General features: G+C 70.7%; 15 protein-coding genes. 5 read left to right on the forward strand and 10 right to left on the reverse strand.

Annotated elements, in window-relative coordinates:
• The first annotated feature begins 4 nt into the window (after positions 1–4).
• Entirely contained in the window at positions 5–598 is a 594-nt protein-coding gene (locus tag IF54_RS0111220) for a hypothetical protein (protein ID WP_030317205.1), read from the forward strand.
• Positions 599–1,294: 696 nt separating this feature from the next.
• On the opposite strand, the gene IF54_RS0111225 is transcribed toward IF54_RS0111220, so the two are convergent.
• The 4 genes from IF54_RS0111225 to IF54_RS0111240 form a co-directional block, all read right to left on the reverse strand.
• Positions 1,295–2,419, reverse strand: coding sequence for a GuaB3 family IMP dehydrogenase-related protein (locus IF54_RS0111225; protein ID WP_020135750.1), 1,125 nt, complete (start codon positions 2,417–2,419; stop codon positions 1,295–1,297).
• A gap of 116 nt (positions 2,420–2,535) precedes the next feature.
• Positions 2,536–4,038 carry an IMP dehydrogenase gene (gene guaB, locus IF54_RS0111230; RefSeq protein ID WP_030317209.1) on the reverse strand — a complete coding sequence of 501 codons (1,503 nt, stop codon included), beginning with the start codon at positions 4,036–4,038 and terminating at the stop codon, positions 2,536–2,538.
• A gap of 162 nt (positions 4,039–4,200) precedes the next feature.
• Positions 4,201–4,788 (reverse strand): sigma-70 family RNA polymerase sigma factor, encoded by a 588-nt coding sequence (locus IF54_RS0111235; RefSeq protein WP_007384137.1) that lies wholly within the window; start codon positions 4,786–4,788, stop codon positions 4,201–4,203.
• Positions 4,789–5,110: 322 nt separating this feature from the next.
• A complete protein-coding gene (locus tag IF54_RS0111240) occupies positions 5,111–5,722 on the reverse strand; it encodes a response regulator transcription factor (protein WP_003948568.1) in 612 nt (203 codons plus the stop codon).
• A 381-nt stretch (positions 5,723–6,103) separates the two neighbouring features.
• On the opposite strand from IF54_RS0111240, the gene IF54_RS0111245 reads away from it, so the two are divergent.
• Entirely contained in the window at positions 6,104–6,430 is a 327-nt protein-coding gene (locus IF54_RS0111245; RefSeq protein ID WP_007384136.1) for a WhiB family transcriptional regulator, read from the forward strand.
• Positions 6,431–6,500: 70 nt separating this feature from the next.
• Here IF54_RS0111245 and IF54_RS0111250 read toward each other — a convergent pair whose 3' ends face one another.
• Positions 6,501–7,400 (reverse strand): LysR family transcriptional regulator, encoded by a 900-nt coding sequence (locus IF54_RS0111250; protein ID WP_030317211.1) that lies wholly within the window; start codon positions 7,398–7,400, stop codon positions 6,501–6,503.
• Positions 7,401–7,538: 138 nt separating this feature from the next.
• Here IF54_RS0111250 and IF54_RS0111255 point away from each other — a divergent pair, with 138 nt between their 5' ends.
• Positions 7,539–8,312 (forward strand): SDR family NAD(P)-dependent oxidoreductase, encoded by a 774-nt coding sequence (locus IF54_RS0111255; protein WP_030317214.1) that lies wholly within the window; start codon positions 7,539–7,541, stop codon positions 8,310–8,312.
• A gap of 121 nt (positions 8,313–8,433) precedes the next feature.
• Positions 8,434–9,123, forward strand: a complete 690-nt coding sequence (locus IF54_RS0111260; RefSeq protein WP_030317216.1) for an ester cyclase — start codon at positions 8,434–8,436, stop codon at positions 9,121–9,123.
• An 85-nt stretch (positions 9,124–9,208) separates the two neighbouring features.
• Here IF54_RS0111260 and groL read toward each other — a convergent pair whose 3' ends face one another.
• From groL to IF54_RS0111280, 4 genes are all read right to left on the reverse strand, one after another.
• Positions 9,209–10,834 (reverse strand): chaperonin GroEL, encoded by a 1,626-nt coding sequence (gene groL, locus IF54_RS0111265; RefSeq protein ID WP_030317219.1) that lies wholly within the window; start codon positions 10,832–10,834, stop codon positions 9,209–9,211.
• Between the two features lie 148 nt (positions 10,835–10,982).
• The gene (gene groES, locus IF54_RS0111270; protein ID WP_013001368.1) at positions 10,983–11,291 is read right to left on the reverse strand and encodes a co-chaperone GroES; all 309 of its coding nucleotides are present in this window, start codon (positions 11,289–11,291) and stop codon (positions 10,983–10,985) included.
• A gap of 316 nt (positions 11,292–11,607) precedes the next feature.
• Positions 11,608–12,402: a polysaccharide deacetylase family protein gene (locus tag IF54_RS0111275; RefSeq protein WP_030317223.1), complete on the reverse strand. Its 795-nt coding sequence runs from the start codon at positions 12,400–12,402 to the stop codon at positions 11,608–11,610.
• Positions 12,399–13,325: a polysaccharide deacetylase family protein gene (locus IF54_RS0111280; RefSeq protein WP_030317225.1), complete on the reverse strand. Its 927-nt coding sequence runs from the start codon at positions 13,323–13,325 to the stop codon at positions 12,399–12,401. Before IF54_RS0111280 ends, IF54_RS0111275 begins: the two co-directional genes overlap by 4 nt.
• Positions 13,326–13,454: 129 nt before the next feature.
• On the opposite strand from IF54_RS0111280, the gene IF54_RS0111285 reads away from it, so the two are divergent.
• Positions 13,455–14,651, forward strand: coding sequence for a class I SAM-dependent methyltransferase (locus IF54_RS0111285; protein WP_030317227.1), 1,197 nt, complete (start codon positions 13,455–13,457; stop codon positions 14,649–14,651).
• On the opposite strand, the gene IF54_RS40480 is transcribed toward IF54_RS0111285, so the two are convergent.
• Positions 14,629–16,671 (reverse strand): cell wall-binding repeat-containing protein, encoded by a 2,043-nt coding sequence (locus IF54_RS40480; RefSeq protein ID WP_234438962.1) that lies wholly within the window; start codon positions 16,669–16,671, stop codon positions 14,629–14,631. The two genes, IF54_RS0111285 and IF54_RS40480, sit on opposite strands and share 23 nt — an antisense overlap.
• Between the last annotated feature and the right edge of the window lie 44 nt (positions 16,672–16,715).

The raw sequence follows: 16,715 nt of genomic DNA on the forward strand, positions 1-16,715 counted from the left end.
TGTCATGAGCCAGTCAGCTCCATCGCCTGCCCAGCCGTCTGCCGAGCAGCCCGCCGAGCCGCAGCCCCAGCCGGTCGACGCCACACCGTCGTCCGCGCCGCAGTCGGCCGACGCCGCTCCGTACGTCCCGCAGCCGGGCGCTGTACCCCCGCCGTCGGCAACGGGGCTCCCGTACGTAGCCGCCCCCGCTCCGGCGCGCAACAACCTCGGGCTCGGCCTGGTGGCCGCGTTCGTCGCGGCCGTGGTCGCTGCCGGCGTCTACGGCGCGATCATCGGCCTGACCAAGCACGAGATCGGCTGGGCGGCGGTCGGCGTGGGCTTCCTGGTCGGCCTCGCCGCGGGGCGCCTCGGTGGCCGCAACCCCGTGCTGCCGGTCGCGAGCGCGGTCCTGTCGCTGGGCTCCGTCTACATCGGCCAGCTGGTGGGCGAGGCCATGATCGGCGCCAAGGAGACCACGCTGAGCTTCAGCGAACTCTTCTTCCAGCACTTCGACGTCCTCCAGCAGGCCTGGAAGGCGGACGCCGACCCGCTGACGTTCGTGTTCTTCGCGATCGCCGCGTACGTCGCCTTCACCGGCGCCAGGAAGGCGGCGCTCTGACGCTGCCGGTGCCCGGCGAAGGGGCGGCGCATCGGTGGTGACGGGGGGCGCGTGGGTGCGGCAGGCTCTGGTGCTGGTGGCAAGCAGGGCGCCGCGCGGGTACCTTACGGAGACAGGTGGGGTCGGTCGCAGCGGGAACTGCGGCAGGCCCGTGGATGGATCACTGAGTGTCCGCCCTACTGTCTGTAGGGACGGCTGCTCACCATCACGCCACCAAGGTGGAGCCCACCGCAGGGGCTTACTGCGGCAGGCTCCTGGCTGGTTTACGGGTGTCCGCCCCTACCTCTTATGGGGGCGGCCGCTCACCAGCCAAAGATCCGCAGAACCCACCTCCTTCGGCTTTGGACCATCCGAAGACGAATCCGGTCCCAACGGGTGGGCTTGCGGTGACGGCCCATGGGCACGCCCCCTTCCGTGACGCCGCCCAGTAAGCCCGGTGGGCGGTCCGCTGGAGCTCCGGGCCGGGCCCCGGGCCACCGGGTCCGGAGACGTGCTCCTTGGAAGGGGGCGACCCAAGAGCGGGTCACCGATCAAGGACACTACCGCCCCATTACGCCCGTTCGGCCCACATTCGCCCCGAACGCAACCACGCGCCCCCTCCCCTCAACACACGCCCCCACCAGTCCACTTGGGCACGCAAAAGGCCGGCCACCCCACCCGGGATGACCGGCCCTCAAGCCGCCGTAAGCCCTGCCGCTACCGCTTGTGCTGCGAGTCCGCCACCGTCACCTCGACGCGCTGGAACTCCTTCAGCTCGCTGTACCCGGTGGTCGCCATCGCCCGCTTCAGCGCGCCGAAGAAGTTCATCGAGCCGTCCGGGATGTGCGACGGGCCGGTGAGGACCTCCTCGATGGTGCCGACCGTGCCGAGGTCGACCTTCTTGCCGCGCGGCAGCTCCTCGTTGACCGCTTCCATGCCCCAGTGGTGACCGCGACCGGGGCCGTCGGTGGCACGGGCGAGCGGGGAGCCCATCATCACGGCGTCCGCGCCGCAGGCGATCGCCTTGGGGAGGTCGCCGGACCAGCCGACACCGCCGTCGGCGATCACGTGCACGTACCGGCCGCCGGACTCGTCCATGTAGTCGCGGCGGGCCGCGGCGACATCGGCCACGGCGGTCGCCATGGGCACCTGGATGCCGAGCACGTTGCGCGTGGTGTGGGCCGCGCCGCCGCCGAAGCCGACCAGGACGCCCGCCGCGCCGGTGCGCATCAGGTGCAGGGCGGCGGTGTAGGTCGCGCAGCCGCCGACGATCACCGGGACGTCGAGCTCGTAGATGAACTGCTTCAGGTTCAGCGGCTCGTGCGAACCGGAGACGTGCTCCGCCGAGACCGTCGTACCGCGGATGACGAAGATGTCCACGCCCGCGTCCACCACGGCCTTGGAGAACTGCGCCGTGCGCTGCGGGGAGAGCGCCGCGGCGGTGACCACGCCGGAGTCGCGCACCTCCTTGATGCGCGCGCCGATCAGCTCCTCCTTGATGGGGGCGGAGTAGATCTCCTGGAGCCGCCGGGTCGCCGTCTCGGAGTCGAGGCCGACGATCTCGTCGAGCAGCGGCTGCGGGTCCTCGTGCCGCGTCCACAGGCCTTCGAGGTTCAGCACGCCGAGGCCGCCGAGCTCGCCGATGCGGATCGCGGTGGCCGGGGAGACGACCGAGTCCATGGGGGCGGCCAGGAAGGGCAGCTCGAAGCGGTAGGCGTCGATCTGCCAGGCGATCGAGACCTCCTTCGGGTCGCGCGTACGACGGCTGGGGACGACGGCGATGTCGTCGAAGGCGTACGCCCGGCGGCCGCGCTTGCCGCGCCCGATCTCGATCTCAGTCACGTGTGTGGCCTTTCCCTGATGCGTTGCAGCGCCTTCCAGTATCCCCGACGGGTACGACAAGGGCGGCCCCGGATGCTCCCGGAGCCGCCCCATCGGACAGATGCCCGTACAGATACCTACTTACGGCTGTAGTTCGGTGCCTCGACCGTCATCTGGATGTCGTGCGGGTGCGACTCCTTGAGGCCCGCCGAGGTGATCCGCACGAAGCGGCCCTTGGACTCCATCTCGTCGATGGTGGCCGCGCCCACGTAGCCCATGGTCTGGCGCAGACCGCCGACGAGCTGGTGCAGGACGCTGGAGAGCGGGCCGCGGTAGGGCACCTGGCCCTCGATGCCCTCGGGCACGAGCTTGTCGTCGGAGCCGACCTCGGCCTGGAAGTAGCGGTCCTTGGAGTACGACTTCGCCTGGCCGCGCGACTGCATGGCACCGAGCGAGCCCATGCCGCGGTACGACTTGAACTGCTTGCCGTTGATGAACTGGAGCTCGCCGGGCGACTCCTCGCAGCCGGCCAGCAGCGAGCCCAGCATCACGGTGTCGGCACCGGCGGCGAGCGCCTTGCCGATGTCGCCGGAGTACTGGAGGCCGCCGTCACCGATCAGCGGGATGCCGGCCGGGCGGGCGGCGAGGGAGGCCTCGTAGATCGCGGTGACCTGCGGGACGCCGATACCGGCGACGACACGGGTCGTACAGATGGAGCCCGGTCCGACACCGACCTTGATGCCGTCGACACCGGCGTCGATGAGCGCCTGGGCGCCGTCGCGGGTGGCGACGTTGCCGCCGATGACGTCGACGCCGACGCTCGACTTGATCTTCGACATCCAGCTGAGCGCGTTGCTGTTGTGGCCGTGCGAGGTGTCGACGACCAGGAAGTCCACCCCGGCCTCGGCGAGCGCCTGGGCACGCTCCAGGGCCTCGGGGCTGGCGCCGACGGCGGCACCGACGAGCAGGCGGCCCTCGGCGTCCTTGGCGGCGTTGGGGTACTTCTCCGCCTTGACGAAGTCCTTGACGGTGATCAGGCCCTTGAGGACACCGGCGTCGTCGACCAGCGGCAGCTTCTCGATCTTGTGGCGGCGCAGCAGGTCCATGGCGTCGGTGCCGGAGATGCCGACCTGGCCGGTGACCAGCGGCATCGGCGTCATGACCTCGCGCACCTGGCGGCTGCGGTCGGACTCGAAGGCCATGTCGCGGTTGGTGACGATGCCGAGGAGCTTGCCGGCCGGGTCGGTGACCGGGACACCGCTGATGCGGAACTTGGCGCACAGCGCGTCGGCCTCGGCGAGCGTCGCCTCGGGGTGCACGGTGATGGGGTCGGTGACCATGCCGGACTCGGACCGCTTCACGAGGTCGACCTGGTTGACCTGGTCCTCGACGGAGAGGTTGCGGTGCAGCACGCCGACGCCGCCGAGGCGGGCCATCGCGATCGCCATACGGGACTCGGTGACCTTGTCCATGGCGGCGGACAGCAGGGGGATGTTCACCCGGACATTGCGGGAGATGCGGGACGAGGTGTCGACCGCGTTGGGGAGCACCTCGGACGCTCCCGGCAGCAGCAGCACGTCGTCGTAGGTCAGCCCGAGCGTCGCGAATTTGGCAGGCACTCCGTCGACGTTTGCAGTCATGACACCTTCCCCAATGGCCTTGATCGGTGCGGATGTCCATGCTAACGGGAAGCAAGGGTGGCAAATTCCACCGATTCCACGGTCCGGACCCGCTCCGGGCTTCGTATGTTCGTACGGAAACGGCGCGCCGCCCGTTCAGGAGCGCGCCCTTGTCCAGCGCGCCTACTGCTCGGCCAGGGCCCGCAGCCTGCTCAGCGCCCGGTGCTGCGCCACCCGGACCGCACCGGGTGACATTCCCAACATCTGACCCGTCTCCTCCGCCGTCAACCCCACCGCGATGCGCAGCAGCAACAGCTCACGCTGGTTCTCGGGGAGGTTGGCCAGCAGCTTCTTGGCCCACTCGGCGTCACTGCTGAGCAGCGCGCGCTCCTCGGGGCCGAGGGAGTCGTCGGGGCGTTCCGGCATCTCGTCGGACGGGACCGCCGTGGATCCCGGGTGCCGCATGGCGGCCCGCTGGAGGTCGGCGACCTTGTGGGCGGCGATGGCGAAGACGAACGCCTCGAAGGGGCGCCCGGTGTCCCGGTAGCGCGGCAGGGCGAGGAGGACGGCTACGCAGACCTCCTGCGCGAGGTCCTCCACGAAATGCCGGGCGTCGCCCGGGAGACGGGACAGACGGGTGCGGCAGTACCGCAGGGCCAGGGGGTGGACATGGGCGAGCAGGTCGTGCGTGGCCTGCTCGTCCCCTTCGACGGCGCTGTGGACGAGCGCACCGATCGCCCCATGGGGATGAGCCGCCTCGTCGTCGCGCATCGGTCCATGGTGCCCTGGCGTCGTTGGATCCGTGGCATCGCGCTGGTTGTTGTGCACCGAAGCGTTATGAGCAGGTGCGCCGGAACCCATACCCTGCGCCCTCCCCTTCCGCTCGACCGACTCGTCCCCGAGAGACTCCACATCTCAAGGATGCGGCATCCGCGCCGAAACAAGCACTGGACGCCGAGTGGACCGCTTGACCGACGGCCGCTACCGCGCCCCGTCAGGGGCGCGGGACGGCATCAACATGCGGCTTCCGCCGCGTGGGTGCGCCCAGCCGCAACAGGCCCGCACTCGTACGACGACCGATACGACCGAGCTCTCAGCGAACCAGACCCCACCGGAACCCAAGAGCGACGGCATGCGCCCGGTCGGACGCACCGAGCTTCTTGAACAACCGCCGAGCATGAGTCTTGACCGTGTCCTCGGAGAGGAACAGCTCCCGCCCGATCTCCGCGTTGGACCGCCCGTGGCTCATGCCCTCGAGCACCTGGATCTCACGCGCCGTGAGCGTCGGCGCGGCGCCCATCTCGGCGGACCGCAGCCGGCGCGGGGCGAGCCGCCAGGTCGGGTCGGCGAGCGCCTGGGTGACGGTGGCGCGCAACTCCGCGCGGGAGGCGTCCTTGTGGAGGTAGCCCCGCGCACCCGCGGCCACCGCGAGGGCGACCCCGTCGAGGTCCTCCGCGACGGTGAGCATGATGATGCGCGCGCCGGGGTCGGCGGACAGCAGCCGGCGCACGGTCTCGACGCCGCCCAGACCGGGCATGCGTACGTCCATCAGAATCAGGTCCGAACGGTCCGCACCCCAGCGGCGGAGGACTTCCTCGCCGTTGGCCGCGGTCGTCACGCGCTCGACACCGGGCACGGTCGCGACCGCGCGGCGCAGCGCCTCTCGGGCAAGCGGGGAGTCGTCGCAGACGAGGACGGATGTCATGGCCGCCCTCCGCAGCTGATGCACGTCACCTTGAGCCTCCAGGCTGGTACGAAATCGTCACCTGAGCGGTCGACCGTCTCGGACGCCTGCCCGAGCACTTCTTGCTTCAACCGCCTCCGCACTCTCAACGACGGTCACCCGAAAGAGTTACGGGGCTGTGCACTGTCTTCGGCACTCTACGTGAGGGCGCGGACACGGTGCAGACATGCAGGGCGGACCCACAACGTTTCATCACAACCCATGCCCCATTCAGACCCTTTTCTTCCCATTTCCTGGTGTCTGAGGCTAGATTCGCAATGAGTCATATTTTCATCTCCTTAGATCGTAGATGTACGGTCGTGGACACCGTATCCGCCCAGAACGGCTACAAGGGGTCACGCAATGGCAGATTTCTCCCGCCTTCCAGGACCGAACGCGGACCTGTGGGACTGGCAGCTCCTGGCTGCCTGCCGCGGGGTGGACAGCTCGCTCTTCTTCCATCCGGAGGGCGAGCGCGGTGCGGCTCGGAGCGCTCGCGAGAACTCGGCCAAGGAGGTCTGCATGAGGTGCCCGGTGCGCGCGCAGTGCGCGGCGCACGCGCTGGCGGTGAGAGAGCCGTACGGCGTGTGGGGCGGGCTGACCGAGGACGAGCGCGAGGAGCTCATGGGGCGGGCGAGGCACCGGCTGGTGTCGGCGTCGTCCGTCGGGAGCGGCGCATCGAACAATTGAAGGAACGTTTCTTCAGAGGATCAGAGGAAGGGCACGCACGCGCGTGCCCTTCCTCATTTCCGTGCGCCCCTCATTTCCGACCCGCCGCGACCGCGAGCTGCTCCAGCGTCGCCGCCACGGCCGGCACCCGGGCCAGGTCGGGCAGGGTGAGCGCGACGATCTCGCGCCGGACCGCCGGTTCCAGCGTCACCGTGCGCGCGCCCCGTGGCCGTACGGACTCGATCGCGAGCTGCGGCAGTACGGCGACTCCAAGGCCTGCGCCCACCAGGCCGACGACGGCCGGGTAGTCGTCGGTCGCGAAGTCGATGCGGGGCGTGAAGCCGGCGCTCTTGCAGACCTCGACCAACTGGCCCCGGCAGCGCGGGCATCCGGCGATCCACGACTCCTCGGCGAGCTCCCCGATGGCCACGGACCCCGCGCGCGGGAGCCGGTGCCGCTCCGGTACGAGGGCAACGAGCCGGTCGGTGAGCAGGGGCCGTACGACGAGGTCGTCCCACTCCCCCTCCAGGGCCGCCCCCTCGTAGCGGAAGGCGAGCGCGAGGTCGCAGTCGCCCTCCCGCAACAGGCGGACGGACTGCGGCGGTTCGGCCTCCTCCAGGGAGACCCGGGTGCCGGGGTGGGCGGCGCGAAGGGCGGCGAGGGCGGTGGGGACCAGGGTGGAGCTGCCACTGGGGAAGGACACGAGCCGGACCCGTCCGGCCCGCAGCCCGGCGATCGCGGCGACCTCCTCCTCGGCCGCCGTGAGCCCGGCGAGGATCCCGGCGGCGTGCCGCACCAGGGCCTCGCCCGCCTGCGTCAGCCGCATCTCGCGCCCGCTGCGGACGACCAGGGGCGTGCCCACCGACGCCTCCAGGGCCTTCATCTGCTGGCTGACGGCGGGCTGGGTGCAGCCCAGCTCACGTCCCGCGGCGGAGAAGGAGCCGGTGGCGGCGACGGCACGCAGGACACGGAGATGACGGGCCTCGATCACGGCCCGAGGATAAGCGGCGCTTTGACGCGACGTCGAAAGCGACGGCTGTCCTAATGGTTTCGAGTGTGGCGCGCGGTACGGCGTCCGGCGCACCCCGGGGACGCGGGCGCTGTCGGTCCCGGTCATTAACCTTGCGCCATGACAACGGCATTGATTACGGGATCGACCGCGGGCATCGGTGCCGCGTTCGCACGACGGCTCGCGTCCGACGGGCACAACCTGGTGCTGGTGGCCCGCGACACCAAGCGGCTCCAGGAGCAGGCGACCGAACTCCACGACCGGCACGGCGTCGAGGTGGAGGTCCGCACCGCCGACCTCGCCACGGACGACGGCATCGAGACGGTCGCCGCCCGCCTCTCCGACCGCAAAGCCCCCGTCGACCTGCTCATCAACAACGCCGGCTTCGGCAACAAGGGCCGTTATCTCGACGTCTCCATGGCCGACGAGCTGAAGATGCTCAAGGTGCACTGCGAGGCGGTGCTGCGACTGACGTCGGCGGCGTCGGAGGCGATGCGGGAGCGGGGGCGCGGGGGTGTCGTGAACGTCGCCTCGGTGGCCGCGTTCGTCCCTCGCGGGACCTACGGCGCCTCGAAGGCGTGGGTCGTGCAGTTCACCCAGGGCGTGGCGAAGGACCTGGCGGGCACCGGCGTACGCCTGATGGCCCTGTGCCCCGGCTTCGTCCGCACCGAGTTCCACCAGCGGGCGGGGATGGGCACGGACAACATCCCGAACTGGATGTGGCTCGACGCGGACAAGCTGGTCGCAGCGGCCCTGAGCGACCTGGCCCGCGGCAGGACCCTGTCGATCCCCGACCCCCGCTACAAGGCCCTCATGGGGTTGGTGAAGGTGACGCCCCGGGGACTGCTGGGCGGGGTCTCGTCGAGGACAGGTCGGAAGTACGGACCGCAGTAGAGCCGCGGAGGGAACGGCCACGGGACAGGCACTTTTCCCGTCACCGCAGGACGCCAGGACACCCCAGGGCGGACAATGGTGACGTTCCAGCCGGACCCAGGGGGGCCGGAGGCGGTGTGGCATGACCTTCGTACAGCTCATCGAGTGCAGGACCAGCCGGTTCGACGAGATGAACCGGCTCTTGGACAGCTGGGTCGAGCAGACCAGCGGAAAGCGCACGGCGACGCACGCCACCATCGGGAAGGACCGGGCCGACGCGTCGCACTTCGTGGAGATCGTGGAGTTCCCGTCGTACGAGGAGGCGATGCGCAACTCCGGGCTGCCGGAGACCGAGCGGATCGCCCAGGAGATGGTCGCGCTGTGCGACGCGCCGCCCACCTTCATGGACCTCGACGTGGTGCGGGACGAGCGGCTGAACGCGGTCGTCGCGCGGGAGTTCTTCGAGCGGGCCGGGCGCAGCGGGACCGCGGAGCTGTTCGAGCGGTTCGACGAGGACTACCTCGATCACGACCCCGCCAACGCGGAGGATCTGCGGCTGGCCGGCGCCCGGGAGGAGTACGAAGGATGGCGGCGGGCCTTCGTCTTCAGCTTCCGGGTGGACGACCAGATCGCCCAGGACGACCGGGTGTGCACCCGGTGGGCGTGGGCCGGGAAGCACACGGGCGACTTCGTGGGGATCCCGGCCACCGGGCAGAACGTGACCATGACCGGGACCACCTGGCACCGGTTCCGGGACGGCAGGATCTGCGAGGGGTGGTGGGAGTACGACCGGGCGGGGCTGATGGAGCAGCTGGGGGTACTCGGGGACTGAGCACGGGGACCGGTGACCCGCGAAGGGGAAAGCCCCCGTTCTCCGCACGACGCGGGGAACGGGGGCCTCCTTACGAGCGGTGCGCTCAGTGGGAGTGGCCGTGGCTGTGACCACCGGCGGCCGGCTCCTCCTCTTCCTTCTTCTCGACGACCAGGGTCTCGGTCGTCAGGAGGAGGGAGGCGATGGAGGCGGCGTTCTCCAGGGCGGAGCGGGTGACCTTGACCGGGTCGATGACGCCGGCCTTGACCAGGTCGCCGTACTCGCCGGTCGCGGCGTTGAAGCCCTGGCCCTTGTCGAGCTCGGCGACCTTGGAGGTGATGACGTAGCCCTCGAGGCCCGCGTTCTCGGCGATCCAGCGCAGCGGCTCGACGACGGCCTTGCGGACGACGGCGACACCGGTGGCCTCGTCGCCGGTCTTGCCGAGGCCGCCCTCGAGCACCTTGGCGGCGTGCACCAGAGCGGAGCCACCACCGGAGACGATGCCCTCCTCGACCGCGGCGCGGGTCGCGGAGATGGCGTCCTCCAGACGGTGCTTCTTCTCCTTCAGCTCCACCTCGGTGGCGGCGCCGACCTTGATCACGCACACGCCGCCGGCCAGCTTCGCGAGGCGCTCCTGGAGCTTCTCGCGGTCCCAGTCGGAGTCGGTGTTCTCGATCTCGGCCTTGATCTGGGCGACGCGGCCCGCGACGGCGGCGGAGTCACCGGCGCCGTCGACGACCGTGGTGTCGTCCTTGGTGACCGTGACACGGCGGGCGGTGCCCAGCACCTCCAGGCCGACCTGGTCGAGCTTGAGGCCGACCTCCTCGGAGATGACCTCGGCGCCGGTGAGGGTCGCCAGGTCCTGGAGCATCGCCTTGCGGCGGTCACCGAAGCCGGGGGCCTTGACCGCGACCGCGTTGAAGGTGCCGCGGATCTTGTTGACGACCAGGGTCGACAGGGCCTCGCCCTCGACGTCCTCGGCGATGATCAGCAGCGGCTTGGAGGCACCCGACTGGATGACCTTCTCGAGCAGCGGCAGCAGGTCCTGGATCGAGGAGATCTTGCCCTGGTTGATCAGGATGTACGGGTCGTCGAGGACGGCCTCCATACGCTCCTGGTCGGAGACCATGTACGGGGACAGGTAGCCCTTGTCGAAGGCCATGCCCTCGGTGAAGTCCAGCTCCAGACCGAAGGTGTTGGACTCCTCGACGGTGATGACACCGTCCTTGCCGACCTTGTCCATCGCCTCGGCGATGAGCTCGCCGACCTGCGAGTCCTGGGCGGACAGCGCGGCCACGGCGGCGATGTCGGACTTCTCGTCGATCGGGCGGGCCGTCGCGAGGAGGTCCTCGGAGATGGCGGCGACGGCGGCGTCGATGCCCTTCTTCAGGGCGGCCGGGGAGGCACCCGCGGCGACGTTCTTCAGGCCCTCGCGCACCAGCGCCTGGGCGAGCACGGTGGCGGTGGTGGTGCCGTCACCCGCGATGTCGTTGGTCTTGGTCGCCACCTCCTTCACCAGCTGGGCGCCGAGGTTCTCGTACGGGTCCTCGATCTCGACCTCGCGGGCGATCGTGACACCGTCGTTGGTGATGGTGGGAGCGCCGAACTTCTTGTCGATGACGACGTTGCGGCCCTTGGGGCCGATCGTCACCTTGACCGTGTCGGCAAGCTTGTTGACGCCGCGCTCGAGGGCGCGACGGGCGTCCTCGTCGAACTTCAGGATCTTCGCCATGGGAGCGGTTCAGCCCTCTCGGAAAATGTGGGTGAAACGAACTGCGCCCCAGACGCCCGGCTTCATAAGGTGGCGGGGGCCCGGGGCGCAGCTCACAAGCAAAATGTGCTTGAGGTACTGGGTTTCTGGGGGTGACCCCCAGACCCCCTTACTTCTCGATGACCGCGAGCACGTCGCGGGACGAGAGGACGAGGTACTCCTCGCCGTTGTACTTCACCTCGGTGCCGCCGTACTTGCTGTACAGCACGATGTCGCCGACCTTCACGTCGAGCGGCAGGCGCTCGCCGTTCTCGAAGCGGCCCGGACCCACGGCGAGGATGACGCCCTCCTGGGGCTTCTCCTTCGCGGTGTCCGGAATGACCAGGCCAGAGGCGGTGGTCTGCTCGGCGTCGAGCGGCTGGACCACGATGCGGTCCTCGAGCGGCTTGATGGCAACCTTGGAGCTGGTGGTCGTCACGATCCGACCTCCCCCTTCGGAGATCTCACGGGGTTAACTGTCTGAGGTGGCGACCAGGTGGATCCGTCGTCGCGGGTGCCGGACCTGCCCGTCGCTGTGTTGGCACTCTCACCTGCGGAGTGCCAGAGCCGAGACTATGACCGCGATTAGCACTCGGTCAAGCGGAGTGCCAATTCGCTGCGCTGGCTGTGCCGGATCGGGTGCGGGTGGGTGGGGGTTCGCGCCCCGGGGGCTGCGCCCCCGGACCCCCGTCGGCCTGCGGCCTCGTCCTCAAACGCCGGACGGGCTGGAAGCGCCAGCCGGACGAGCTGGATGGCTACAGGTAATCCTCCAGGCGCCCGACCGTCAGGCCCCGCCGCTCGATCTCCCTCAGTACCGTCGTCGTGCGTTGGGTCAGGCCCGGGCCCTGTTCCTCGCCCGAGGCCACCGCGACGATGTCCCCCGGGCGCAGCGGGTGCTGCAACGCACGGCCCTGTACCGAGACGCTCCACAGGACGAGGGCGGAGAGGCCGCAGTCGGTCGCCGCATGGCGGGTCGTGGTGTCGTACGTGCCGTAGGGCGGGCGGAACAGGCGGGGGCGGATTCCGAAGCGGGCGTGGAGTTTCTCCTGCTGGCCGCAGATCTCGGCGCGCTGGCCCGCATAGGGCAGGCCACGCAGGGCGGGGTGGTCGAGGGTGTGGTTCTGGATGCTCGCGCCGACCGACTGGAGGCGGGCGAAGTGGCCGTACCCGGGACCGACCACGCTGTTGGTGAGGAACATGCTGACCGGGAGCCGCAGTTCACGGACCAGGTCGACGAAGCGCGGGTCCCGCTCGGCGCCGTCGTCGTAGGTGAGGAAGACGACCTTGTCGGTCGTCGGCACCCGCTTCACCACCGGGAGCGGGCCGCCCGGGTCCACCGGTACGGGGCGGGCAGGGTGCTCCGGGGGTGCGGGCAGCGAGGCGGTGAGGCCCCAGTGGCGGTACGGCCGTCCGTCGGCGCCGGGCGGGCCGTAGGAGCCCACGCGCTGGGCGGCCTTGCGGCCCAGTCGTTCGATGGGGTCGACGGACTGGGCGCATCCGGTGAGCAGTACGGCCGCCAGCCCGGCGGCGACCAGGGCCCGCTGTTTCACAGGTAGTCCTCGAGGCGCGCGACGGCGTATCCCTCGGCCGTGACCTTGTCCAGGAAGCGGCGGACCATGTCGGGCATGGTGCCCTTGCCGTCCGACCGGCCCCGGAAGTGGCTGAGCACGATGTCACCGGGGTGGATGTCCTGGTCCGTCTCGCGGTACTCCCAGTGGTCGGCGAAGACCTCCTCGTTCCAGATCGGCGCGTACCGCACCCCGCAGGACTTCGCCGCGCGCAAGGTGTCCGCGTTGTAGTTGCCGTAGGGCGGGCGGAAGAGCCGGGGCCGGGTGCCGTAGCGCTTCTCGATGACGTCCTGCATCCCGCAGATCTCGTGCTTCTGGCGGGCGTACGACAGTGCGGGCAGGTAGGGGTGGTGGAGGGTGTGGTTGTCGAGCACGACCCCGCGGTCCCGCATCCTCGCGAAGTAGCCGTAGTCGCTCTTGATCAGGTAGTCGCTGAGGAAGGCGGTGTACGGCAGGTTCAGCTCGGTCGTCATCCGCAGGAAGGCGGGGTCCTTCTCGGCGCCGTCGTCGATGGTCAGGAAGACGATCTTCCGGTCAGTGGGGATCGTGGTGAAGACCGGTGGGAGCCCGTCCTCCTCGTGGCCGTCGACCTCGAAGCCCCGGCGGGTGGTGATGCGGGGCTTCTGCGCGGGGGCCGGCGGTGCCGTGAGCGGGACCCGCTTCAGACCCCAGTGCCTGGCGGCGGCGATGCGGGCCTGCTCGGCGCGGAACTCGGCGGCGCGGATGCGGGTCTTGTCGGCCTGGACGTCGGTGAGGTCGGCGGCGGGGGCCGGGGGCGCCTTCAGGGGTTGGCCCGCCCGGATGCCGGCCGACTGGTGCCGGGCGCCGGTTCCGTTCCGCTCGGCGCAGCCGGAGACCAGGGCGGCTACGGCCAGAAGGACGAGTCCGCTGCGGATCGACACCATGAATGCACTGTTTTTATACTTTTGTCCCACCGTTCGCATGGGCCGGATCCTCGCAGGTCACTCCCCTGGTCCCGGGGCGACACCGCCACCGGGGAGCACGCCGTCCACCGACTGGCCCACAATGACCCGGTGAACGACCTCGCCCCCCTCCTCACCCCCGAGGGCCGCGCCCTCCTCGACTCCGTGCGCGGCACCGCCCCCGCCGACGAACTCGCCGTCGCCACCCGGCTGCGCCGCGAGCACCCGGCCGAACTGGTCTCCGCCGCGCTCGGCCAGGCGCGGCTGCGGCAGCGGGCGGTGGCGAAGTTCGGGGCCGAGGACGCGGGGCGGATGTTCTTCACGCCGAACGGGGTGGAGCAGTCGACGCGGGCGAGTGTCGCGGCCTACCGGGCCGAGCGCTTCCGGGCGATGGGGGTGACCTCCGTCGCCGACCTGTGCTGCGGGATCGGCGGGGACGCGATCGCGCTGGCGCGGGCCGGGATCCGGGTCCTCGCGGTGGACAGGGACCCGCTGACCGCGGCGGCCGCGCGGGCGAACGCGGACGCGCTGGGGCTCGCCGACCTGATCGAGGTGCGGGAGGCGGACGTCACGGAGGTCGACACGGCCGCGTACGACGCCGTGTTCGTGGACCCGGCCCGGCGCTCCACGAAACGCGGGCGCATCTTCGACCCGGAGGCCTACTCGCCCCCGCTCTCCTGGGCCGTCCAGGCGGCCCTCGGGGCCCCGCACGCCGCGCTGAAGGTGGCGCCCGGCATCCCGCACGAGGCGGTCCCCGAGGAGGCCGAGGCGGAGTGGATCTCCGACGGCGGGGACGTGAAGGAGGCCGTGCTGTGGTTCGGCGGCACCCCGGGCGCCGTACGGGCCACCCTGCTGCCGGGACCGCGGACCCTGCTGGGCCGGGGGCTCCCCGACCCCGAAGTCCGGTCCGTGGGGCGGTACTTGTACGAGCCGGACGGTGCCGTCATCCGGGCCCATCTGGTCGCCGAGGCGGCCGAGGAGCTCGACGGCGGGCTGATCGACCCGACCATCGCCTACGTCACCGCGGACGCCCTGCGTGCGACGCCGTACGCGACGGCGTACGAAATCACCGACCAACTCCCCTTCAACGTGAAGAAGTTGAAGGCGCTGCTGCGGGAGCGGGAGGTCGGCATCCTGACCGTGAAGAAGCGGGGGTCGGCCGTCGAGCCGGAGGAGCTGCGGCGCAAGGCACTGCCGAAGCCGCAGGGCACGAACGCGGTGACGGTGTTCCTGACGCGGGTCGCGGGGGCGCCGACCATGCTGGTCGGCGCCCCCGCGAGGGCCGTCACTGGTGCTGGACCGTCCTGAGCGGCTCCAGGTGCGGGTCGGCGCCGACCGGCCCGGTCCGCGCCGCGGTGGCGTTCAGGGTCGCGTCGCCGCCGGTGCGCAGGGCGGCGGTCCGGCTGCTCGCCGGTTCGTCACCGTTGCGGAACGGCGTGTAGACGACCTGGGCGCTGTTCGCGGCGACCGAGGCGCCCGCCGAACTGAGCGTGCCCGCCGAGAGGTTGCCGGTGCCGCCGAAGGCGATCACGGAGTTGGTGCTCGCGGACTCACGCAGCAGATAGCTCGTCAGCTCGGACGAGAGAGAAGCGCGGGAGGTCCACAGCACCGGCCCGAAGACGTTCATCGCCCCGGCCGCCGACAGCCCGTCGCGCCAGGAACCGGAGTAGGCGAGCGCCACGTTGCTCGGCGTGCTCCACCAGAACTTGGCGACGGCCACCGAGAGAGCCGCCCTGGTCTTCCCCGAGATCGGGTAGTACGAGTACGTGGAGGGCCACCGGGAGAAGTTCGTGTGGGTCAGCGCGTACCTGGCGTCCGCCCCCACCGGGATGACCATGGTCTTGTTCGGGTTCAGACCGTTGAGGTACGACTTCACCGACGACGTCAGCGACTTGCCGTTGGTGAGGACCAGACCGCCCGCGCTGCCCGTGCCGTCGGCACCGGCCGCGGCGGCCGCCGGGAGGGACGCGTAGGCGTCGGTGCCGGAGGCCAGGAAGACGTACTTCGGGCTGGTGGTGATGGTCTTGGCCACGGCCACCGAGGTGGCGAAGCGGTCCGCGCCGGTCAGCCGCTTGGGCGTGAAGCCGAGGGCCTTCACCTGGGAGGTGACCGCCGAGCTCAGGACGGATGTGGAGCCGAGGAGATAGACGTTGGCGCCCCGCTTCAGCACCCGCTTCAGCTCGGCCTTCGCCGCCGCCGACAGCCCGCCCTTCGGGGTCGCCAGGACCGGCCCCTGCTTCTTGCCGGCCAGCGCGGGCGCGGTCAGCGCGTACGCGGTGCTGTCCTGGTTGGTCAGCACGGCCGCCTTGGCGTCCATCAGGCCGGGCACGTGCTGTCCGACCTTGTTCCAGGTCCAGCGGGAGGCCGCGACGACGGTCGGGGTACTGCCGGAGCCCCAGATCCGGGCGGTGTTGTTCTTGCGCAGCGGCTGCCAGCTCGGGTTGCTGCCCTGCGGGGTGCCCGGGACGGCCGTGCGCTCACCCGTGGCCACGTCGGCGTACTCGGTGGTGTGGACGTCGCTGCTGCCGCCCGAGGTGTGCGCGTCGAAGACGATGCGCTTGCCGGTCGGCGACCAGGACGGGTTGGCGACGTAGCCCGAGCCGGTGGTGAGCTGCTTGACGTCGGTGCCATCGGCCTTGGCCGTGAAGATCTGCTGCTTGCCGTCGGCGTCGTTGCGGACGAAGGCCAGCTGGGTGCCGTCGGGCGAGTAGGCGGGCTGCCCGGCGTTCGCGAGGACCCGCTTGACCGTCTTGGCGGCCGGGTCGTAGACGTACACTCCGGCGTTGTCGTAGCAGCCGTAGTTGATACGGCGTTCGAAGGCGACCGTGCCGGACGGGCTCACCGTCGGGTCGGTGTCGCAGACGGTGGACGGCTCCAGGGCCGACGACAGCAGCGGGCGGGGTGCCCAGGAGGCGTCGGAGGGGCCGTAGGCGAGCTGGCCGCCGGTCGAGAAGACGACGTAACGGCCACCCCACCAGAAGGCGAGGTCCTGGTACTGGGCGCTGGAGCGCATGCCTTCGGCCCAGGGCAGGTCGAACTTCGAGCCGCCGCTGGGGCGGATGCTGGTGATCTGGCTCCAGGAGGTCACCAGCCGGCTGCCGTCCGGGGCCCAGGCGGCATACCAGCCGCCGGTGTTGGGCACCGCGGTCTGCTTGCCGGTGACGGTGTCGACGAGCACCGGCCCGTCGGTCAGGATGCGGCCCTCGGTGCCGGGCCAGGGGCCCGCGTCGTCGGCGGTGGCGCCGGGTGCGGCGGCCAGGGTGCCCACCGCGGCGAGGGCCGCCGCGGTCGCGAGCGCCGGGGCACGGCGGCGCATGGTCTGTCTCAAGTTGTCGTCCCCCCATGGGATGTCACAGCCCCCGTACTGGGGGC

It is taken from the genome of Streptomyces sp. NRRL B-3229 (genome assembly GCF_000719505.1).
GTDB classification, from domain to species: Bacteria; Actinomycetota; Actinomycetes; order Streptomycetales; family Streptomycetaceae; genus Streptomyces; species Streptomyces griseorubiginosus.